Here is a 21288-nt window from a genome sequence, read left to right as displayed (position 1 = left end):
GCCGATCCCGGGTCCCGATGCGAAATCGTGAATACAGGCCCCGGCGAAGCTCAGACCAGCGAATCCTTCCACGCCCCATGCAGGTCAGCGAACCGGCCACCGCCGCCAATCAGTTCTTCCGGCGTGCCGTCCTCCACGATCCGCCCGTCGTGGACCACCAGGACGCGGTCCGCCGTCTCCACCGTGGAGAGCCGGTGCGCGATGATCAGCGCCGTCCTCCGCGCCGCTTCCGTCCCAGCCAGCAGCCTGGCCTGCCCGGCCTGCACCAGGCGCTCGGAGGGGATGTCCAGGGACGAGGTGGCCTCATCCAGGATCAGGACGGCCGGCCGCGCCAGGAACGCCCTGGCAAAGCTGATCAGCTGGCGCTGGCCGGAGGAAACCCTGCCGCCGCGCTTGTTGACGTCGGTATCGTAGCCCTCGGGGAGATCAGTGATGAACGCGTGTGCTCCGACAGCTTTGGCAGCTTCTTCGATTTCGGCTCGTGACGCCTCCGGCCGGCCCAGCGCGATATTGTCCGCCACCGAGCCGCTGAATAGGAAGGCTTCCTGGGTGACCATGACGATGTTCCGGCGGAGGTCGGATGTGGCCAGGTCCCGGAGATCAACACCGTCCAGGGTGAGCGTGCCGGAGGTAACGTCATAGAACCGGGCGATGAGTTTGGCCAGGGTTGATTTCCCTGCACCTGTCTGGCCCACCAGAGCCACGGTCTGTCCGGCGGGGATGTGCAAGTCCAGGGTGGGGACTACCACGGGACCGTCGCCGTAGCGGAATTCGACCTCGTTGAAGTCGATACGCCCCGTGGCGCTGGGCAGTGGAACGGGGTTCTTTGGCGGCCGGACCGTGGGCACCTCTTCGAGGAGCCCGGAGACCTTCTCCAGGGCTGCCTGTGCGCTCTGGAACGAGTTGTAGAACATGGCCATCTGGTCCACCGGCTGGAAGAACCGTTTGGTGGAGAGGATGAGGGCCAGGAGCACGCCCACTGCAAGGCTGCCGTCCAGCACGCGGAAACCTCCGAAGAGCAGGACGACGGCCACGCAGACGTTGCCGATCAGCACCAGGCCCGGCTGGAAGATGCCGTTGAGGTTGATGGAGCGGACGGTGACCAGCCGGTAGTCCTCTGCCAGTTGCCCGTAGCGCTCTGAGTTCTCCTTCTCCTTGCGGAAGGCCTTCACGGCGCGGATGCCGGTCATGGTCTCCACGAAATGCACGATCAGCCTCGCAGAGACAACCCGGGATTCGCGGAAGGCGATCTGCGAGTGCTTCTGGTACCAGCGGGACAGGAAGAACATGGGCACGCCGGCGGCCAGCACCAGCAGGCCGCTCCGCCAGTCCAAGGCAAAGATGGTGGCGGCCGTGAAGGCCATGAACAGCATTCCGGAAGCCAGTGAGCTGACCCCCGAGTCCAGGAGTTCCCGCAGCGCCTCAAGGTCCGAGGTCTGCCGCGCGATGATCCGGCCGGACGTGTACTTCTCGTGGAACTCAAGGCTGAGCCGTTGTGTGTGCCGGAACACCCGGACCCGAAGATCCAGCAACATGGCCTGGCTGAGCCGCGCAGTGGAGGTCACGTACAGGGCGGTGAGTCCCGCCGTCGCGATGGCGGCCAGCAGGTAGGCGACCCCGGTGAACACCAGCGGGCGGTTGTCGCCGGCCTGGAGGGCGGGGAGTGCGTGGTCGATGCCGAACGCAATCAGGGCCGGGCCCGCCACGCGCGCAGCCTGGGACAGCACCACCATGGCGATGGTGAGCCAGAACCGCACCCGCACCGGACGGATCAGCGACCCCAGCAAGGCGAGCGACCGCCGTCGTACTGCCCTGCTGTCACTCTTGCTGAGGTGGGCGTTGTCTTCGTTGGCGGTGCCGAAGGTTGCGGTGCTCATCGGATCACTTCCTCAGCCTGGTCCTCAAGCGCCGAGAGTTCGGAGTCCAGGTCGCGCGGCTCCCGGTCCAGGCTGGCGATGACGTAGCGGTAGTGCTGGTTGCCGGCCAGTAGTTCAGTGTGCGTTCCGACCGCGGCAATCCGGCCGTCCTCCAGCAGCGCGACCCGGTCTGCGAGGGCCACGGTTGACGGCCGGTGGGCCACGATCAGCGTGGTGGTGTCCCTCAGGACCTCCCGGAGGCGTGCCTCCACCAGTTCCTCGGTGTGGACGTCCAGGGCGGACAGCGGATCATCCAAGACCAGGACGCGCGGGCGGGCGGCAATGGCGCGTGCCAGGGCAATGCGCTGCCGCTGGCCGCCGGACAGGCTCAGGCCTTCCTCTCCGATCAGCGTGTCCACGCCTTGGGGCAGGGAATACGCGAAGTGGGCCTGCGCCACGTCGAGGGCTTCGTCCAGGACCTCCTCGGTGCGCACAGGGGCCCCGAGCAGGACGTTGTCCCGCACCGAGTTGGAGAAGAGCGTGGTGTCCTCGAAGGCAACCCCCACGGTCCTTCGCAGCTCCTCCACGTCGAACTCCCGGATGTCGACACCGTCGATGCTGATGGCGCCGCTGGTCACGTCGTACAGGCGGGGCACCAGCTGGATCAGCGCACTCTTGCCGCTTCCGGTGATGCCCACCAAGGCCATGGTTTCCCCTGGACGAACGTCAAGGCTGATGTCCTTGAGGATCGGCTTTTCCGGGGCGTCCTCAAAGGCGAAGGTCGCGTTGTTGAAGTGGAGGGCACCGGCCAGTTCACCCGGGCGCCGGGGCTCCGCCGGGCTGGTGATGGTGTTCCGCGTATCCATCACTTCGTAATGGCGGTCGACAGCGGTCTTGGCAGTGAGTGCCATGGCCAGCAGCATGCCGGAGAACTCCACAGGGGAGGCGATGACCGCCGCGGTGGCGAAGAACGCCACCAGCGAGCCGATGCTCAGTTGACCGCTGGCGCACAGCATGACGCCCACCACCAGGCCGGCTCCCAGCGCGAGTTCGGGAAGCAGGGTGACCACCATGGTGAACGTTGCCTGGTGGCGCGCCTTTTCGATCTCCGTCTGGCGCAGTTCCTCTGCCTGCTCGTTGAAGTTTTCCAGCGCTTCGCGGCTGCGGCCGAACGCCTTGAGTACGCGAATGCCGTGGACGGATTCCTCCACTGTGGTTGCAAGGTCGCCGGCCTGGTCCTGGCTCCGGCGCGCCACCTTGCTGAACCGGGTGCGGAACCGGAAGCTGTTGATGGTGATGGGAACGGCAGCGGCAAGGAAGATCAGGGCCAGCTGCCAGCTCATGGCGAACATGGCCACGATGCCAATGATCACCGTAAGGGTGGTTACCACAAGCATGATGGCGCCGAAGGCCATCCACCGCCGCAGGAAGTTCAGGTCCGTCATGGCCCGGGAAAGCAGCTGCCCGGAGCCCCAGCGGTCGTGGAATGAGACTGTCAGTTCCTGGAGGTGGTCATAGAGTGATACCCGCATCCGGGTTTCCACGGTGGTGGCCGGGTTGATAACGAACTGCCGCCGCAGTGCCACCAGACCCGCCTCAGCGATGCCCAGCACCAGGATGACGCCGGCAGCAGTCCAGACTGCTTCCGCTGTACCACCGGGCTGCAGTGCGGTGTTGACCAGGACCCGCAGCACCTGGGGGATGGTTAATGCCACGATGCTGGCCATGAGGGCGCACAGCAGGCCCAGCACGAGCCTTGGGATTATGGGCCGCACATGCGGATAAAGGCGGCTGATGGATCGGAAAAAGGGAGTCTGCTTGGCCATGCCCGCTTCTCAAGCTCTAAAACGAATGTAGTTTCCTCTGGCAACAACCCTATGCCATGTGGTGAGACGATTCACAGGGATGCTGGCGGCCGCTTACAGCTTGCCCAGTTATTGCAGGGTGTAATGCGCGAGTCAGCTGCGGGACGTCAGGGTCAGCAGGACGGCCTCCGGCTTGCAGGCGATCCTTACCGGGGCAAAGCGCGAGGTGCCGATGCCGCCGGAGACGTTGACCGGCGTCGTGCTTCCGTTGCTCGACCAGTCGTTAAGGCCCTTGGCGCGCCACGTGGGGATGTCACAGTTGGCAATGATGGCGCCATACCCGGGGATGCACAGCTGTCCGCCGTGCGTGTGGCCCGCCAACAGGAGGTCCGCCCCGCTCTCCGTAAAGTGGTCCAGCACCCGCTGGTACGGCGCATGGATGACTGCGACCCTCAGGTGGTCGTTCGCATCCTGGCTGACCGTTCCGCGGGGCCAGCCGGCGTACCGTTCCCGTTTCAGGTGCGGGTCATCGACACCGGAGAAGTCGAAGCGCATGCGGTTGAGCACCAGTGACTGGTTACGGTTGGTCAGGTCCACCCAGCCGCTCATGCCGAACCCCGAACGCAGCCGCGGCCAGTCCAAGGCAACCGGCTTGGGCTTCACCTTGGACGGTCCCAGCAGGTAAGACGCGGGATTCTTCGGGCTGGGCGCGAAGTAGTCGTTGGAGCCTGGGACAAAGACGCCGGGGAACTGCAGCAGCGGCTTCAAGGCAGCCAGCAGCGGGTCCACTGCCTTGACGTGGCTGAGGTTGTCTCCAGTGTTGACCACCAGGTCCGGCCGAAGGTCTGCCAGCGACTCAAGCCAATCAGCCTTCTTCTTCTGCCCGGGCACGAAGTGGATATCGCTCAGGTGCAGGATGCGGAACGGTTCCCGGCCGGGAGGAAGGATGGCCAGGGCCTCTTCGCGGAGGACGAACTGGTTCTTCTCCCACAGGCCATACCCGAAAGCCGCCATTCCGGCAGCGGCCCCGGCGCCTGCAGTGACGGCAAAGCCGCGCCCGATCGATCGGGCGCGGCTTGCCAGGCTATCGATGCTCATGCGCGCTTAGCCGTTTCCCTTTCCATTGTTCCCATTTCCATTGCTGCTTGGAGCCGGGGCCGGAGCTGGAGCCGGGGCCGGCGCCTGGGTGGCGGGTGCCTGGGGTGCCGGCGCGAGAGGAGCCCGGGTGGCCTGCGGAGCGGTCTGTGCCGGCGCGGAGCCCGTGGTGCCGTTGATCATGTTGCTCGGCGGCGCGGGGAACGGGTTCGTTCCGTAGGCGGGGGCCACCTGCAGCATGTACTTCGAGAAAATGGGGCCTGCAATCTGGTAACCGTCGATTGATGAGTAGAACTTCCCATTGATGGTCACGTTCTGGCCGGCCCGGTCCTGCGCGCCCAACGGATCGCCGTACCAGGCAGCTGTTGCCAGGCCCGTCGTGTGGCCCACCACCCAGGTGGAGCCGTTGTTGTTGGACGTACCGGTCTTGCCGCCAATGGGGAAGGTGGTTTTGGTGGAAAGGCGTGGCACGATCAGGGCGCCGGATCCCCGGTTCATGACTTCCTGCAGCGCATAGTTCACGCCGCGGGCAACTTCCGGTTTTAGGGCGTCCCGGCAACTGGTGGATTGCGCCGGCAGTTGCTTGCCGCTTGCATCGGTGACCGACGTAATGGCGATGGGTTCGCAGTACTTTCCGTCATTGGCGAACGTGGCGAAGGCGGTGGCCATCGTGAGGGGAGCAGTCTGCGTGGATCCGAGCAGGTTGCCCAAGGTCATCATGTCGATCGGCGGGTTCGGCGTACCGTCCGCGGCGGGCAGGCCGCTGTGCAGCCCCACAGCATCCACGATCTTCTGGATGCCGCAGAAGTCGAGCTGGGCGGCCGAAGCGAACGTCGCCGTATTGATCGACTGATACAGGCCTTCCAGTACGGGCATTGGCCTGTACCACTGGGGCTCGGCGTTCTGCAGGTCGTCAGCCGCGCCCAGCGACTTCTGGGCCGTGTTGTACGCGCCGTTGACCTTGCCGCACGAGTCCCGCCACGGGAAGTTCAGCGGGTAGACGCGCTGGGCGGCATTCACCACGGTGTTCATGCTCTTGCCCTCATTCAGCCATTCAGCGAAGGTGAAGGGCTTCATGGTGGAACCCGGCTGTGCGCCGCCCATGCCGTTGAGGTCGTTCCCGTCCTTGTCCAGCTTGTCCACGTTGAAGTTGACCTGTGAATCGAAACCTCCCGGACCCGGCAGGAACGAGGTGTTCTGGGCCATGGAGACGATCTTGCCCGTGCCTGGCTGAACGGAGACCAACGCGGCGCCCCATTTATCGGGGTTGGCTCCGGCAGCCGCGTTCACCTGCTCCTGCGCTACTGCCTCCGCCTTCGGGTCCAGCGTGGTGGTGATGGTCAGGCCCCCGCCGTAAATCAGGCGCTGGCGGTCCTTGACCTCCGCTCCGTATGCGGGGTTGTTCTCCAGCAGGTGCAGCACGTAGTCACAGAAATACGGGGCAGAGGCGGCATAGGCGCAGCCCTGCTTTGGCTGGGTCACCTTGGGCTCCACGGGGGTGGCTACAGCGGCCTCATAGTCCGCCGCGGTGATCTTGCCCTGGTCCTTCATCAGGCCCAGTACCAGGTCACGGCGCTGCTTGGACTTCTCCGGGTTCGTGATGGGGTCGAAAGCGGAGGGGCTGTTCACCAAGCCCGCAAGGAGGGCTGCCTGAGGCAGGGTCAGATCCTTGGCTGTGGTGCTGAAGAAGTAGTGGGACGCTGCCTCAATGCCATAGGCGTCGCGGTTGAAGAAAACGATATTCAGGTAGCCCTCAAGGATCTGGTCCTTGGTGAAGTCCTTCTCCAGCGCGATGGAGAGCTTCATTTCGCGGAGTTTGTCGCCCACGCCCTTGTTGACGCCATTGAGCTTGATCTGGTCCTCTTCGCCGGCAGCGGCCAAATTCGCGTTGAGCACGTTGTTGACGTACTGCTGCGTGATGGTGGACGCACCCTGCTTGTTGCCGCGGGCCGTGGCGACCAGCGCGCGGAGGATGCCGGTGGTGTCCACACCGCCGTGCTCGTAGAACCTGCTGTCCTCCACCGCGATGATGGCGTTCTTCATGTTCGGTGAGATCTGGTCCAGCGGAACCTTGGTGCGGTTCTCCTTATACACGCTGGCGATCTCGCTGCCGTCCGCAGCCAAAATCCTGGTGGTCTGGCTCGGCGGATCAACCTTCAGTTCCGCTGGAAGGGAATCGAAGAAATCGATCGAACCGCTTGCGGCACTGCCGGAGACGGCTGCGGCAGGGACCAGCAGGCCCGCCACGAGGACGCCGCAAATCGCGCTCACACCAAGGAAAAGAAGGACCTTACCCAGCGTGGTGGCAGTGTCGAATAAGGGGTTGTTGCGAGGGGCCATGTTTTCCACTTTACCGGCAAGGGCTACGCTTTCTCTCATGACCAAATGGGAGTACGCGACGATTCCGCTCATCATCCACGCCACAAAGCAGATCCTGGACCAGTGGGGAGAGGACGGCTGGGAGCTCGTCCAGGTAGTCCCCGGACCGGACGGCAACGGCCTTGTCGCCTACCTTAAAAGGGAGAAGCAGTAGCATGAGCACGCCCGCAGAAGCCCAGTCCAGCGCCGCAACGGCGCCGGTATCCGCCGTCGAGCAGCGCCTCGCGGAACTTGGACTCACCCTCCCGGAGGTTGCCGCCCCGGTAGCCTCCTACGTTCCCGCCGTCGTCTCCGGCAGCCATGTCTACACCTCGGGCCAGCTGCCGTTTATTAACGGCAAACTCGAAGCTACGGGCAAGGTGTCCGCCGGCACGGAAGGGTTCGCCGACGAGCCCACCGTTTCCCCCGAGGACGCCCAGCGCTACGCGGCCGTCTGCGCTGTCAACGCCCTGGCCGCCGTCAAGAGCGTCATCGGGGACCTGGACCGGATCACCCGCATCGTCAAGGTTGTGGGATTCGTTTCCTCAGACCCCTCGTTCACGGGCCAGCCCGCTGTGGTCAATGGCGCCTCGGAACTGCTGGGCCGCGTCCTTGGCGAGGCCGGGCAGCACGCCCGTTCCGCCGTCGGCGTTGCCGTTCTTCCGCTCGACTCTCCCGTAGAGGTCGAGCTGATCGCCGAATTCAGCTAAGACCGGACACTTCCCTTGCCGCACCTCGCACGACGCCTTTTTGCACTGCCCCAGGATCTTGAAGGGGCAGCTCAAAGCTGGCTCGAACACGGCGAGCGGACCCCCAGGGCCGCACGCTATGCATCATCCGTAGTCCTCCTGCGGGATTCCCCGACCGGCCTGGAGACGTGGGTGGGTTACCGCCCCGGCTCCTCGCCGCTGGGGGTCCTCGCCTTCCCGGGCGGCTCCCTTGACCCGTCCGACGACGAGGCCATGGGCTGGCTGGGCCCGTCGCCGCAGCATTGGGCTGAGCAGATGGGAACGAATGACGTCGGGCTGGCGCGGCGCCACGTGGTGGGTGCCGTCCGGGAACTCTTCGAGGAAACAGGCATCCTGCTGGCTGGTCCGGACATGTCCAATACGGTCGAAGCAACCTCCACTTCCGAATGGATGCGCGCACGTGTAGCCGTCGCGGACCAGGAGAAGACGCTTGCCCAGGTCCTGGGCAAGCGCGGGCTTTCCCTGCGCACCGACCTGCTCAAGCCCCTCGTCAACTGGCGCAGCCCTGACTTTGCGCACCGCCGGTTCGACACCCGCTACTTTGCGGCCACCCAGCCGCTTGGCCAGGAACCTTCGCTGCTTGAGGGCAAGGGCGTGTGGGGCAGGTGGGTCAACGCCGCGCAGGTGGTAAAGGAACGCAACACCACCGCGCTCGGTGACGAGGCAGGCCAGGAGAACACCGTGGGCCGTCCCCTGGGCGAACTGCTTGTCCCCGGCTCCGAAATCATGCTCGAGAAGATGGCCACCGCCAACGGCTGCATCGCCTACCTGAGCTACAAGCGGAAGCCCCACGTGTACCAGCCAACCCTGGTCGAAGAGGACGGCAGGCTCATGCTTGAGGTCGAGGCCGCCAAGACCGTGGCGGGGGACCACCAGCGCGAACGCTGACCCTCCCGGAGCCGGAGTATAAACTCGTTAGCAAAGCCACACCGGGAGCAAGGGGGCGCGCTTGCGCGCAACGGTCAAGGACGTCGCGCGCCTCGCGGGAGTTTCGCCGAAGACGGTCTCGAACGTCATGAACGGAATTGTCCCCGTCAGCGGCCCCACCAAGCTCAAGGTGGAGCAGGCCATGGCGGAACTGGATTACGTTCCCAACCTCTCAGCCCGGGGACTGCGCAACGGCAGGTCGGGCGTCATCGCCCTGGCGTTGCCGGACCTGGGCACACCCTATTCAGCCGAAATTGCCCACAGCGTGGTGGAAGTAGCCCACGAACAGGGCTGGAGCGTGCAAATCGAGGAGACGGGTTCCGACCCCGCCCGCGAGTACGAATTGATGTCACGCGCACGGTCCAACCTGATAGACGGGCTCATCCTGAACCCGGTGGTACTGGACGAGAGCGCTGTCAAAGTTGGCGTCACCCTGCCTCCAGTGGTCCTGCTTGGGGAGGTGTCCCAGAAACTGGCGGACCGTGTATGGGTGGACAGCGTCGCCGCCGCCCGCGACATGACACTGGCGCTCGGCAGGACAGGCAGGCGCCGCATTGCGATCCTGGGAGCTGCCGGGGGACGTGGTTCTGCGGCGGCCATCCTTCGCACCCGTGGGTACCAGGCCGCGCTTGAGGAACTCGGCATTGCGTGGGATGAGTCGTTGATCATCCCGTGCGAAAAGTGGAGCCCGGATGCGGCAGCCCGTGCACTGACCGCTTATCTTGAGGTGCGCCCGGTGCCTGAGGCACTTTTCTGTTTCACCGATTCCATGGCCATCGGTGCCCTTAGCGTGTTGTGGAAGCGGGGCCTGCGGGTTCCCGACGACGTTGCTGTCGCCGGCTTCGACGACATTGCCGACGCGAGGTACGCGGTGCCATCCCTGACAACCGTTTCCTTTGACAAGCGCCGGGTGGCCAGTGAGGCCCTGCGCCTGCTCACGGAACGGATGCAGGACCGTGAGGGCCCGCAGCGGGTGGTGGCCATCGATTACGAAGTCGTGGAGCGGGAGAGCACTTCATCCTAGGTCCTGCAGGCGGCGCCGGCTTCTGGATGGACTGCTAAGCGAGACCCCGAGCTCACTTTGCGAACGCTAACAATTATCCATTGCATGAGCCATTACATCGATGTAATGTGAGGCGTGCGTCACACCGGGAGCTGTTGGGCCGCGATGGGGGACATCCGGTCAGCAACGGTTGTGGCAACGGAATGACTTTCAGCGGACCCATCCAAAGGAGTGACGGGTGAAGCAGTTTGATTTTTTCGAAGCCAGGCAGCTGTCAAGGCGCCGGCTACTGTCCGGAACCGCAGCATTGGGAAGCGTGCTCGCTGCGGCCACCTTGTCCGGGTGCGGCGGAAATGCATCCGCCGCGGCTCCCCGGGATATCCAGTTCTGGCATCTCCTGTCCGGCGGTGACGGCATCAAGATGCAGGCCATGATCGACGCCGCCAACAAGGCCAACCCCGACTTCAAGGTGCATCCGACAGTGCTTGCCTGGGGCCCGCCCTACTACACGAAACTCGCCATGGCCTCGGCAGGCGGACGTCCGCCGGAGATGGCGATCATGCATGCCAGCCGGGTTCCGGGCTACGCTCCAGGCGGCCTGATCGACCCCTGGGACCTCTCGCTGCTGGCGGAGCACGGCGTCACCGCTGCTGACTTCGCCCCGCGAATCTGGCAGAAGAGCCAGCAGAACGGCAAAGTGTTCTCCATCGCCCTGGATTCCCATCCGTTCATCATGTTCTACAACACGGACGTGGCCCGCAAAGCCGGTGTCGTGGCCGGCAACGGACAACTGCAGGAAGTGAAGTCCCCGCAGGAGTTCATGGCGATGGCCAAGGAAATGCAGAAGGTTACCCAAGCCCATGGGTTGTCCTTTGGGTACCTGGGCAGTGGATCCCAGATGTGGCGGCTCTTCTACACGCTCTACAAACAGCACGGTGCGGATATGGAACTGACCCCCGGCCAGCCGATGAAGGTCGATCGGGACGCCGCCGTGGAGTCGCTGGAATTCATGGCATCGCTGTTCGATGACACCATCGCCGCCAAGAGCGGCGACATCAGCACCGGCATCGCGGAATTCGCCCGTGGCAGCTCCGGCATGCTGTTCAGCGGGGTCTGGGAACTGCCGACGATGAAGAAGGCAGGCCTCCCGGTGGACGCCGCAACCATCCCCACGCTCTACGGCACACCGGCTGCCTACGCGGACTCCCATTCGTTCGTCCTGCCACGGCAGCTGAACGTGGACGAAGCGAAGCGCCGGGATGTCTACAAGTTCGTCAGCGACATCCTCAAGGGATCACTCTCCTGGGCGGAGGCCGGACACATTCCTGCCTACCAGCCGGTGGTCCAGTCACAGGCCTACAAGGCCCTCATCCCCCAGGCACACTACTCCAATGCCGCGGACGTCATTGCCTATGACCCCGAGGCGTGGTTCAGCGGCTCGGGTTCGGACTGGCAGACCTACTTTGCGGACAACGTACAGAACGTCCTCCTTGGACGCGACAAGGCAGCGGACGGCTGGGCCGCCTTCGAGAAGCGCACCAACACCCTGCTTTCCCGGCCCAACCCGGTCTAACCCCACCGAGCGACAAAGGAGTCCTTCATGAGTTCTTCACTAACTGCCCGGCGGAGCTCCGGGAGCCAGAGTTCTTCACCGGCAACCCGGCGCAGGCCCGGGAGCCTCACCAGGAGCAACATCAGCGGTTGGGGGTTTGCCACGCCCTTCCTGGTCTTCTTCCTCGTGTTCCTTGTGTGGCCCGTTCTCTACGGCGTCTACATGAGCCTCACCGGCAAGTCCCTTACCGGAGCCAATGACAGCATGATCGGCTTCGCGAACTACGCCGAAGCCTTCGCCGACGCCGACATGTGGCGCTCACTCGGCAACACCCTCTACTTCACGGTCATCAGCACGGTCCCGCTGGTGCTCGTCGCCCTGGCGATGGCGGCACTGCTCAACGTCGGACTGCCGGCGCAGTGGCTGTGGCGGCTCTCCTACTTCGCCCCGTACCTACTCGCATCCACCGTGGTTTCCCTGTTCTTCACCTGGATGTACAACCCGCAGCTTGGCCTCATCAACGATTCCCTGTCCAAGATCGGCATCCCCAAGGTCGCCTGGCTCAACGACCCCAACGTGGCCATGTGGGCAATCGTCATTGCCACCCTGTGGTGGACGGTGGGCTTCAACTTCCTGCTTTACCTGGCCGCCATGCAGAACATCCCGCACCAGCACTATGAGGCGGCATCCCTCGACGGCGCCGGGGCCTGGCGCCAGCTCTTCTCCATCACCTTGCCGCAACTGGGCCCCACCACCGTGATGATCGTGCTCCTCCAGGTCCTCGCCTCGCTCAAGATCTTCGATCAGGTGTACCAGATGACCGCCGGCGGCCCCGGAGGATCAACCCGTCCCGTGGTGCAGTACATCTTTGAAACCGGGTTTACCGGCTACCGGCTGGGCTATTCCGCAGCCATCTCCTACATCTTCTTCGGACTGATCGTGCTCGTCTCGGTCATGCAGTTCGTCATCACCCGCCGCAGGAGCGTATAACCATGGCAACCCAGACCCTCAACCGTGCCACGTCGGGCACAGGCACCAGCCCGGCAATCCGCCAACCCCGAAAGAAGATGACCGCCGGCAGGATCGCTGCCGTGGTGGTCGCCGCGGCTATCGCAGCCCTGTGGCTGGTCCCCTTCGCCTGGGCCACCGTCACTGCCTTTAAGACCGAGACGGATGCCGCAGCTCCCAAGGTCAGCTGGATACCGCCGTCGGGCTTTACCGCCGATGCTTTCGCCAAGGTTTTCCAGGACGGCAACATTCCGCTCTGGACCTGGAATTCGCTGTACACCTCGGCAGCCATCACGGCGGTCACGCTGGTGATCTCGTCGCTCGTGGCGTACGCCTTGTCCCGGATCGACTTCAAGGGAAAGAAGGTGCTGATGACGGTGATCATCGCCTCCATCATCGTCCCTCCGCCGGTCCTGATCATTCCGCTCTTCTACCAGATGCTCGCCCTGCACATGATCGATACCTCCTGGGCGATCATCCTTCCCCAGGTCATCCACCCGGCCATGGTGTTCGTGCTCAAGAAGTTCTTTGACCAGATTCCCCGCGAACTTGAAGAAGCCGCGGTGGTGGACGGCGCCAGCCGGATGAGGATCTTCACCCAAATCATCCTGCCGTTGTCCCGGCCCATCCTGGCCGCCGTCGCCATCTTCGTGTTCATTGGTGCCTGGAACAACTTCCTCTGGCCCTTCATCGCCACCAACGACGCATCCCTCCTCACCCTCCCGGTGGGACTGCAGACCATCAAGAGCGCCTACGGCATCCAGTACGCCCAGAACATGGCGTCTGCCTTGCTCGCAGCCCTGCCGCTCATCCTCGTGTTCCTGTTCTTCCAGCGCCAGATCATCAAGGGCGTTGCGACGACCGGCCTCGCCGGAACCTGAACCGGTACATGGCGCCCACCTTCACTTTCAACCACACGCCTGTTGCACAACCAAGGAGATAGTTCTTATGTCCCGCGCCAGAATCACCCTCGACCGCGACTTCACCATCGGCGAAGTACCCCGCCGGCTCTTTGGCTCTTTCGTGGAGCACATGGGCCGCTGCGTCTACACCGGCATTTACGAACCAGGCCACCCGGAGGCCGACGAAAACGGCTTTCGCCAGGACGTCCTCAAGCTCGTCAAGGAACTCGGCGCCACCGTAATCCGCTATCCCGGTGGAAACTTTGTCTCCGGGTATGACTGGGAAGACGGAATCGGCGCCCGCGAAGACCGGCCCCGCCGGCTCGACGGCGCCTGGCACACCGTGGAAACCAACGCTTTCGGCCTCCACGAATTCGTCGATTGGTCCCGCCAGGCCGGCACGGAAATCATGGAAGCCATTAACCTGGGCACCAGGGGAGTGGATGCCGCCCGGGCCATCGTGGAGTATGCCAACCATCCCGGCGGGACGCGACTTTCCGACCTGCGGGCAAGAAACGGCCACAAGGACCCCTTCAACATCAAGCTGTGGTGCCTGGGCAACGAGATGGACGGTCCCTGGCAGATCGGCCACAAGACGGCGGAAGAATACGGCCGGTTGGCCCAGGAGGCGGCCAAGGCGATGCGGCTGGTCGACCCGGACATCGAACTGGTGGCGTGCGGAAGCTCCAACTCCGGAATGCCCACCTTCGGGGCGTGGGAGCAGACCGTCCTGTCCCAGGCGTACGACCAGGTGGACTACGTCTCGCTGCATGCCTACTACCAGGAGCGTGACGGCGATGTGGGCAGCTTCCTTGCCAGCGCCGTCGACACCGATTACTTCATCGAATCGGTCATTGCCACAGCCGACGCCGTCCGCGCCAAGGGCAAGCACAAGAAGCACATCAACCTGTCCTTCGACGAATGGAACGTCTGGTACCAGCGCGGACGGGACACGGAGGACCAGCCGCACAACGTCTCCAAGGCCGGCTGGCGCGAGCACCCAAGGGTCATCGAGGACAAATACAACGTGACGGACGCCGTCGTCGTCGGAACCCTGCTCAACTCGCTGCTCCGCCACGGCGACCGGGTCAAGATCGCCAACCAGGCGCAGCTGGTCAACGTCATCGCCCCGATCTTCAGCGAGGAGAACGGCCCGGCCTGGCGGCAAACCATCTTCCACCCGTTTTCCCGGATGGCAGAACTGGCTAAGGGCCAGATCCTGCGGTTGTCCGTTGACTCGGACAAGTACGAGAATGCGCGCTTCGGGGACTCCGACCTGGTGGATGTCAGTGCCACCTGGAATGAGGAGACGGGGCGGGTGGCCCTGTTCCTTGCCAACCGCGGGCTTGAAGAGGCGGCGGACGTGGAGGTAAGCCTCCGTGGCTTCGACGCGCAGCGGGTGCTCAGGGCGGAAGTCCTGGAAATTCCGGATGGCGGGGACCGCTTCACCATCAACAACCAGGAGAATCCGGACCGGGTGGGCCTCAAACCGCTGGAGGGGGCGAAGGCAACCGGCTCCGAGCTGCGCCTGAGCCTTCCCGCCCTGTCGTGGGCCGTCGTCGAACTGGACGTGGCAAAGAGCTGATTCGAGATCAACCAATGAAAAAGGCCGCCCCTCGGGGCGGCCTTTTTCTGGGTCGAAGCCTTGTTGGCCTTAGCGGGAGCGCTGGCGGAGGCGCTGCATGTCCAGGATGACCACGGCGCGGGCTTCCAGCCTGAGCCAGCCACGCTGGACGAACTCGGCCAGGGCCTTGTTGACGGTTTCGCGGGAGGCGCCCACCAGCTGCGCCAGTTCTTCCTGCGTGAGCTCGTGCGCCACCAGGACGCCGTCGGTGGCAGGCCGGCCGAAGCGGTCTGCGAGGTCCAGCAGGGCCTTGGCCACACGGCCCGGAACGTCAGAGAAGACGAGGTCGGAGAGGGAGTCGTTGGTGCGGCGCAGACGGCGGGCCAGGGCCTGAAGCAGCTGGGCCGATACCTCGGGGCGCGTGCGCAGCAGGGCGTTCAGGCTCTCGTTCTTGAGCCCGGCCAGCCTGGTTTCGGACACCGCGGTGGCGGTGGCGGTGCGGGGGCTGGGATCAAACAGGGCCATCTCGCCAAAGAGCTCGCCCGGGCCGAGGATGGCCAGGAGCGACTCGCGGCCGTCCGGGGACGTGCGGCCCAGCTTCACCTTGCCGGAGACGATGAAGTACAGCTGGTCACCCTGGTCACCTTCGCGGAAGACAGATGCACCGCGGGAAAGGTCCACCTCGGTGAGCTCGTCCGTCAGCAGCCGGAATGCGTCGTCGTCGAGCGTGGCGAAAAGGGGTGCTCGGCGCAGTACCTCGATGTCCATGAAATCTCCTGAGTAAAAGTATCGGCTGTGGCGCTTGTGCCATTGTTTCAGAATTTTCAAGGTTCTGTGACGAACTTGGCAGCCGAAACGCCTGCGGGCAGGCGGGCACCGGTCTTCTGTGGGGTCCCGCACCCCACAGAAGATTGTCAGCGTCCGCCACTAGAATGGGGGTTCAACTGTAAATAAGGAGCCTTTGTGGTCGGCCTGACTGTCCTGGACATAGTCCTGATCCTGGCGTTGCTGTCGTATCTGGTTTACGGCCTGCGGAATGGGTTCCTGGTTACTGTCGGCGGTCTCGCAGGCTTTGCCGCAGGCGCCGTCGCCGCTTTTTTTGCCGTCCCCCTCGTCAGCACCTTCGTTGAGGACTCCGGGTGGCGGCTTACCGCCATCATCGCTGCCGCCGTCGTGCTGATGGCACTCGGGCATGGCCTTGGCACCATGCTGGGGCGCCAGCTCCGCGGCGTGGTGCGGATCCGGCCCCTGCGGGCCGTGGACCGGCTGGTGGGCGGGGCGCTGAACCTTGTGGTCTCCGCCCTGGTGATGTCCATGCTGGCTTTCAGCGTCGGGTCCCTCGGCGTGCCCGTGGTGTCCCAGCAGCTGGCCGAATCCAAGGTGATCCGCTTCATCGATGGACTCACCCCCACACCCGTCAAGGCCACCATGGCGCAGCTGCGTTCCACGGTGATCGGCAACGGCATCCCAACCCTGCTGGAAGGGCTGGACCAGGGCCAGGCCGTCCAAGTACCCAGCACCAGCACCAATACGCCGGCGCTTAACAGGGCCGCGCAGTCGGTTTTGAGGATTGCGGGCACTGCCTACGAATGCGGCCAGAACCAGACCGGCAGCGGCTTCGTGGTTTCCGAGGACCGCGTGGTGACCAACGCGCATGTGGTTGCCGGCGTGTCGCAGCCGGTGGTGGAGATGCCCGACGGCGGTGCGATGCCAGGGCGGGTGGTCTACTTCGACACCCGGCGTGACCTCGCGGTCCTGGCCGTGGACAACCTGCCATCCCAGCCGCTGCAACTGAGCCGGGACCTGCCCGGCGGCAGCCCGGCTGCGTTCGCCGGGTACCCGCACGGCGGACCGTTCCAGTCCAAGCCTGCCACCGTCCAGGACATCGCCACCGTCCTGGTCCCGGATATCTATGGCAACAACCCCTCGCCGGAGGACATCTACCGCCTGGCCGGGGACGTCCAGCCGGGCAACTCCGGTGGCCCGCTGCTGACCACCGACGGCCAGGTGGCCGGGGTGGTTTTCGCCAAGGCAACTTCGGACGCCGAGGTGGGGTTCGCCATCACCATGAATGACCTGGACCCGGTCGCTGGGCAGGCGCCGTCGCTGTCCTCGCCCGTTTCCTCAGGCAAGTGCATCCAGAAGTAGCACCTGCCCGCTACAGGACCTCTGCCAGGTAGTCGATGGCGAGCTTGTAGCCGTACACCCCCGCACCCACGATCACTGCCGCGCAGACCGGGGACAGGTACGAGTGGTGCCGGAATTCCTCGCGCTGGTGCACGTTGGTGATGTGAACCTCGACGGCGGGCAGCTGCACGGCCGCGAGGGCGTCACGAAGTGCCACGGAGGTGTGCGTGAAGGCTCCGGCGTTCAGGACGATTCCGACTGCGGCGCCGCGGGCTGCGTGGATGGCGTCCAGCAGGACCCCTTCGTGGTTGGACTGGACGCACTCAACGGCGAATCCGTGGTCCTTCCCCGCGGCCGCAGCCAGCTGTTCCACATCGGCGAGGGTGGCGGTGCCGTACTTTTCGGGCTCCCGCGTGCCCAGCAGGTTGAGGTTGGGGCCGTTGATCACGAGGATGGTGCCGCGGCCGGCTTCGACAGTGGAGGAGGCTTCAGTCATGCCTGCAAATCTAGCTGGTAGCCCTGCCCGCCGCGCATTCTTACGTTGGCACACCCCATCGATTGCTGAGTACTTGTCGTTGTGAAGCTCGAAAACGACAAGTACTCAGCAATGGATTTAGAGGGCTGTGACCTTCAGCAGCAGTGCGTGCTCGGGGTTGAGGATGGGCATCGGCAGCCCCACCTCCGCCAGGAACCTCCCGCTGGCCGTGGCGCCGCCGGCAAGCCACGCCGGCGGCTGGACCTGTGTGAAGGTGTGGCCGTAGTCGGCGTCGTCCGTGGTGGGGAAGACGGCTTCCACGCGGTAGCTGCGCTCGGCATTGAGTCCCGGGATGCCGATCCTGCCCGGGGCCTCGGCTGCCGAGGTGCGCGTGCTGACCATGGCGAACAGCGCCGCCGTCGTGCCTGCTTGAAGTTCAGCGCCTTCCGCGACTGACCCGCCGGCCACCACTCCGTGCAGCAGCAATGCGTCGTCCGCGAGGTCGGCGTGGACCCGGCGGCCGCTGTGGATCAGGTTCCGGTGCTCCTTGTACAGCCCCACGATGCGTCGGAGCTCCTCGCGGTCCTTGCCCTGGACACTCCGGATGTCCCATTCCATGCCGAAATGTCCGAACAGCGCAGTGATGCCCCGGAAGGACAGGTCGTGGGTGCGGGCCGTGGTGTGCGAGGTGGTGGGGCCGATGTGGCTGCCCACCAGTTCGGGCGGAACAACCGCACCGGTCCAGCGCTGGATGGTCTGCCGCTCCAGCGCGTCGTTGCAGTCCGAGGCCCAGACACGGTCCGTCCGCTCCAGGATGCCAAGGTCAACACGGGCGCCCCCGGAGGAGCAGCTTTCTATTTCAACGCCGGGGTGGGCCCTGCGGAGCTCATCGAACAACCGGTACGCGGCCAGGGTCTGCTCGTGGACGGAGGGCCGCCCGGCGTGGCCGTGTTCCGAGAGGTCCCGGTTCTGGTCCCATTTGAGGTAGCTGATGTTGTTGCCGGCCAGGAGTGCCGAGACCCTGTCGAAGACGTATTGCCAGGCCTCCGGATTGACCAGGTCGATGACGTGCTGGTTGCGCCACTCAAGGGGCAGCCGGCCGCCGTCCTTGTGCGCTGCCGCGGAGGGACCCACGATCCAGTCCGGGTGTGCCCGTGCAACGTCCGAATCCAGGTTGACCATTTCCGGCTCCACCCACAGCCCGAACTCCATACCGCGCGAGGTGACGGCATCGATCAGCGGGGTCAGGCCGTTCGGCCACACGTTCCCGTCGACATACCAGTCGCCCAGGCCTGCGTGGTCGTCGCGGCGGCCGCGAAACCAGCCGTCGTCGAGCACGAAGCGCTCCACGCCGAGGTCGGCAGCTGATTCCGCCAGTTCAATCAGCGTGTCCAGGTTGTGGTCAAAATACACGGCTTCCCACGTGTTCAGCACTACCGGACGCGGTTTTCCGGCGGGCAGGCGGGTGGACGCGGCGGGCAGCACATGGTGCGGACGGGAGCGGAACCAGCTGTAGAAGGCCTGGGTGATACCGTCCAGGCCGTGGTCCGAGTAGGCAGCAAAGAGGGCCGGCGTGGTGTAACTGCCGCCCGGTGCGAGGATGACCTCCGCCGGGCCCAGCAGCTCCGAGCCGCCGATCAGGGTCCGGCCGTCACCGATGGTGTCCGCGAATTGTTCGTGGTTGCCGCTCCAGGCGAGGTGGGTTGCCCAGACCTTGCCATGGCGGTTGCCGAAGCCCTGGGTGCCGGCGGCGAACAGCAGCGAGGAATCGTGGCCGGTGCGGCCGTGCCGGCCGGTCCGGACCCAGGTGCCCTGCTGGATGCTGTGGCGCTGGGGGTGGCGTTCACGGCACCAGCGTCCGGTCAGGTCCAGGAGTTCGACGGCGTCCGGTGCCACCGGGAGGACGGTGGCCAGTTCGTCCACCTGGAAAGGCGTGCTGCCGTCATTGGTGACGGTGTGGCGGAGTTCCAGCAGGCCGCCGTCGTGGAAGGCCAGGTGTGACGAGACACTGACGCCCGTATCGCCGTCGGCCTGGACGATGGTGGCGCTGGAGCCCTCCGCGCGTACGGACGTAACGCAAAGGTGGGAGGAGAAGTCGAAGCCGGCGCCGTCGTCGGTAATCCTGTGCCCGCGCAGGGCGGGACGTCCGCGCCATGCGGAAGAGGCCTGGGGCAGTAGGCCTGCAGGGACGCGGGCGTCGATGGAGGAGGGCCCCACGGGGGCGGCCAGGATCGCGAGGTCCGGCAAGACGCCGCCCAAGTCGGCGCCCCAGTGGATGACCTCAGCCTCCCCGCTGTCGAAGCTGATCACCAGGCTGGTGCCGGCGGAACGGAGGTACAGGGGATCCATGGGTGCGGTCTCTTTCGTTGCGATGGGTGCGCCCGGAGGCACAGGAAAAATCCCTCAATGAGCTGAGGATAGCCGGATACCGCCGCCGCGAGGAGGGGCGGCGGTATCCGATTTTGTGGCTGCGACCACATACGCAGCCACGGCTTGGAGGGCTCTTACGTGATCAGCGCCTCTACTTGAAGAGGGCGTTGACCTGGTCGTTGGCCTGGGTCAGGGAGCTGGCAGGGGCCTTGCCGGAAACCACCGCGTCCATGGCGGGCTTCATGATGCCGTCAACCTTGGCTGCCTTGTCCGCAATGGGGAAGAGGAAGGTGGTGCCGTCCTTGACCTGCTGGCTGAACGGGGTCACGTCCACGCCCTTGGCCTTGAAGGCGTCCACTGCCTTGTCGGCGGAGGACTTGATGGCCGGGAAGACGACGGCCTTGGAGGCCACGACGTCCTGGCAGGCGGCGGAGCCCAGGTATTCGACCCATTTGACGGCGGCCTCGGGCTTCTTGGTGCCGGCGTAGATGGAGTCCGCCAGCCCGTTGTACATGCTGGAGCGCTTGCCGTTCACGCCCGTTGGCGTGGGGGCGATGCCGACCTGGATGTCCTTGTAGCCGGTGTACTGGCCGATCATCCACGAGCCGTGCGCGTTGATCACGGACTTGCCGGCAGCGAAGGTGTCCGCCATGCTGGCGCCCACAGTGGTTTCCAGCTTGGGCATGTAGCCCTTCTGCGCCAGACCGGCGAACCAGTCAATGCTCTGCTGGAATTTGGGGTCGTCGTAGTTGAAGTGCGTGCCCCAGGGGTTCTTGTCGGTGTGCGTCCACCCGGTGGTGCCGGTGAGGTAGCTCCATTCGGTCTGGCCCTGGCCGGAGCCGGAGCCGTTCAGGCCGAGGCCGTACACGGCGACGTTGTCCTTGTCGAAGCCGGGCTCATCGCCGCGCTTGCCGTTTTTGTCCACCGTCAGGTGGGCAATCGTCTTTTCGTACGTGCCGCCATCCTGGGGATTCCAGGTGAGGGAGGCCATCTGCTCCGGGGTGACGCCGGCGTCTGCGGCCAGCTTCTTGTTGTAGAACAGGGCGATGGTGTCCCAGTCCTTGGGGAGCCCGTAGCGCTTGCCGTCCTGGCCCACCCAGAGGTCCGCCAGCCCGGAGTTGTAGGCTCCGGTGTCGATGTTGTCCTTCTTGACGGCGTCGTCAAGGGCCAGTATCTGCTTGTTCTTGACGAACTCGGGGTACTTGGCCAGGTGGTCTGTGAAGACGTCGGGCGCGGTGCCTGCCACGAACCCGTTGGTGAGGGTGCCCCAGTAGTCGTCCCAGCCGCGCTGGGTGACCTTGACGGTGATGTCGGGGTTGGCCTTGTGGAAGTCGTCGGCGCACTGCTTGTAGGCGGGGAGCTGATTGGCATCCCAGAGCCAGTAGTTGATTTCGCCCTTGCCGGCCTCGGCGGATCCGCCGTTTCCGCAGGCGGACAGTGCCAGGACTGCGGCCGCGGCTGCGGCCAGGGATCCGAGTGCTTTCTTCTTGTTCATGG

General features: G+C 64.9%; 17 protein-coding genes. 9 read left to right on the top strand and 8 right to left on the bottom strand.

Annotated elements, in window-relative coordinates:
• Positions 1 to 50: 50 nt before the first annotated feature.
• The 4 genes from J7I84_RS14940 to J7I84_RS14925 form a co-directional block, all read right to left on the bottom strand.
• Entirely contained in the window at positions 51 to 1877 is a 1827-nt protein-coding gene (locus J7I84_RS14940) for an ABC transporter ATP-binding protein (protein WP_214945336.1), read from the bottom strand.
• Positions 1874 to 3682, bottom strand: coding sequence for an ABC transporter ATP-binding protein (locus J7I84_RS14935; RefSeq protein WP_214945335.1), 1809 nt, complete (start codon positions 3680 to 3682; stop codon positions 1874 to 1876). Before J7I84_RS14935 ends, J7I84_RS14940 begins: the two co-directional genes overlap by 4 nt.
• 132 nt (positions 3683 to 3814) lie before the next feature.
• Entirely contained in the window at positions 3815 to 4759 is a 945-nt protein-coding gene (locus J7I84_RS14930; protein WP_214945334.1) for a metallophosphoesterase, read from the bottom strand.
• A 6-nt stretch (positions 4760 to 4765) separates the two neighbouring features.
• Positions 4766 to 7096, bottom strand: coding sequence for a transglycosylase domain-containing protein (locus tag J7I84_RS14925; RefSeq protein ID WP_214945333.1), 2331 nt, complete (start codon positions 7094 to 7096; stop codon positions 4766 to 4768).
• A 37-nt stretch (positions 7097 to 7133) separates the two neighbouring features.
• Here J7I84_RS14925 and J7I84_RS14920 point away from each other — a divergent pair, with 37 nt between their 5' ends.
• The 8 genes from J7I84_RS14920 to J7I84_RS14885 all read left to right on the top strand — a co-directional run bounded on the left by J7I84_RS14920 (position 7134) and on the right by J7I84_RS14885 (position 14840).
• Positions 7134 to 7289, top strand: a complete 156-nt coding sequence (locus J7I84_RS14920) for a DUF4177 domain-containing protein (protein WP_009359196.1) — start codon at positions 7134 to 7136, stop codon at positions 7287 to 7289.
• A 1-nt stretch (position 7290) separates the two neighbouring features.
• Positions 7291 to 7824 carry a RidA family protein gene (locus J7I84_RS14915; RefSeq protein WP_214945332.1) on the top strand — a complete coding sequence of 178 codons (534 nt, stop codon included), beginning with the start codon at positions 7291 to 7293 and terminating at the stop codon, positions 7822 to 7824.
• A gap of 15 nt (positions 7825 to 7839) precedes the next feature.
• Positions 7840 to 8751: an NUDIX hydrolase gene (locus J7I84_RS14910; RefSeq protein WP_214945331.1), complete on the top strand. Its 912-nt coding sequence runs from the start codon at positions 7840 to 7842 to the stop codon at positions 8749 to 8751.
• Between the two features lie 61 nt (positions 8752 to 8812).
• Positions 8813 to 9814, top strand: coding sequence for a LacI family DNA-binding transcriptional regulator (locus J7I84_RS14905; RefSeq protein ID WP_214945330.1), 1002 nt, complete (start codon positions 8813 to 8815; stop codon positions 9812 to 9814).
• 217 nt (positions 9815 to 10031) lie between these two features.
• Positions 10032 to 11366: an extracellular solute-binding protein gene (locus J7I84_RS14900; protein WP_214945329.1), complete on the top strand. Its 1335-nt coding sequence runs from the start codon at positions 10032 to 10034 to the stop codon at positions 11364 to 11366.
• 27 nt (positions 11367 to 11393) lie between these two features.
• A complete protein-coding gene (locus J7I84_RS14895; protein ID WP_214945328.1) occupies positions 11394 to 12335 on the top strand; it encodes a carbohydrate ABC transporter permease in 942 nt (313 codons plus the stop codon).
• A 2-nt stretch (positions 12336 to 12337) separates the two neighbouring features.
• Positions 12338 to 13234, top strand: a complete 897-nt coding sequence (locus J7I84_RS14890) for a carbohydrate ABC transporter permease (protein ID WP_214945327.1) — start codon at positions 12338 to 12340, stop codon at positions 13232 to 13234.
• Positions 13235 to 13301: 67 nt separating this feature from the next.
• Positions 13302 to 14840, top strand: coding sequence for an alpha-N-arabinofuranosidase (locus tag J7I84_RS14885; RefSeq protein ID WP_214945326.1), 1539 nt, complete (start codon positions 13302 to 13304; stop codon positions 14838 to 14840).
• A gap of 69 nt (positions 14841 to 14909) precedes the next feature.
• On the opposite strand, the gene J7I84_RS14880 is transcribed toward J7I84_RS14885, so the two are convergent.
• Positions 14910 to 15587 (bottom strand): Crp/Fnr family transcriptional regulator, encoded by a 678-nt coding sequence (locus J7I84_RS14880; protein ID WP_011775987.1) that lies wholly within the window; start codon positions 15585 to 15587, stop codon positions 14910 to 14912.
• A gap of 195 nt (positions 15588 to 15782) precedes the next feature.
• Here J7I84_RS14880 and J7I84_RS14875 point away from each other — a divergent pair, with 195 nt between their 5' ends.
• Positions 15783 to 16967, top strand: a complete 1185-nt coding sequence (locus tag J7I84_RS14875; RefSeq protein WP_214945325.1) for a MarP family serine protease — start codon at positions 15783 to 15785, stop codon at positions 16965 to 16967.
• Between the two features lie 10 nt (positions 16968 to 16977).
• Here the strand turns inward: J7I84_RS14875 and aroQ are convergent, their stop codons facing one another.
• The 3 genes from aroQ to J7I84_RS14860 form a co-directional block, all read right to left on the bottom strand.
• The gene (gene aroQ / locus J7I84_RS14870) at positions 16978 to 17442 is read right to left on the bottom strand and encodes a type II 3-dehydroquinate dehydratase (RefSeq protein WP_214945324.1); all 465 of its coding nucleotides are present in this window, start codon (positions 17440 to 17442) and stop codon (positions 16978 to 16980) included.
• 117 nt (positions 17443 to 17559) lie between these two features.
• Complete coding sequence (locus J7I84_RS14865; protein WP_214945323.1) at positions 17560 to 19770, bottom strand: alpha-galactosidase; 2211 nt, start codon at positions 19768 to 19770, stop codon at positions 17560 to 17562.
• Between the two features lie 172 nt (positions 19771 to 19942).
• Positions 19943 to 21286 (bottom strand): sugar ABC transporter substrate-binding protein, encoded by a 1344-nt coding sequence (locus tag J7I84_RS14860; RefSeq protein WP_214945322.1) that lies wholly within the window; start codon positions 21284 to 21286, stop codon positions 19943 to 19945.
• Positions 21287 to 21288: the final 2 nt, after the last annotated feature.

This window comes from Arthrobacter sp. ISL-85 (assembly GCF_018613675.1).
In the GTDB taxonomy this organism is placed as follows: domain Bacteria; phylum Actinomycetota; class Actinomycetes; order Actinomycetales; family Micrococcaceae; genus Arthrobacter.
The sequence above is the reverse complement of the archived record's forward strand: the minus strand, read 5'-3'. Positions and strand labels throughout refer to the sequence as shown.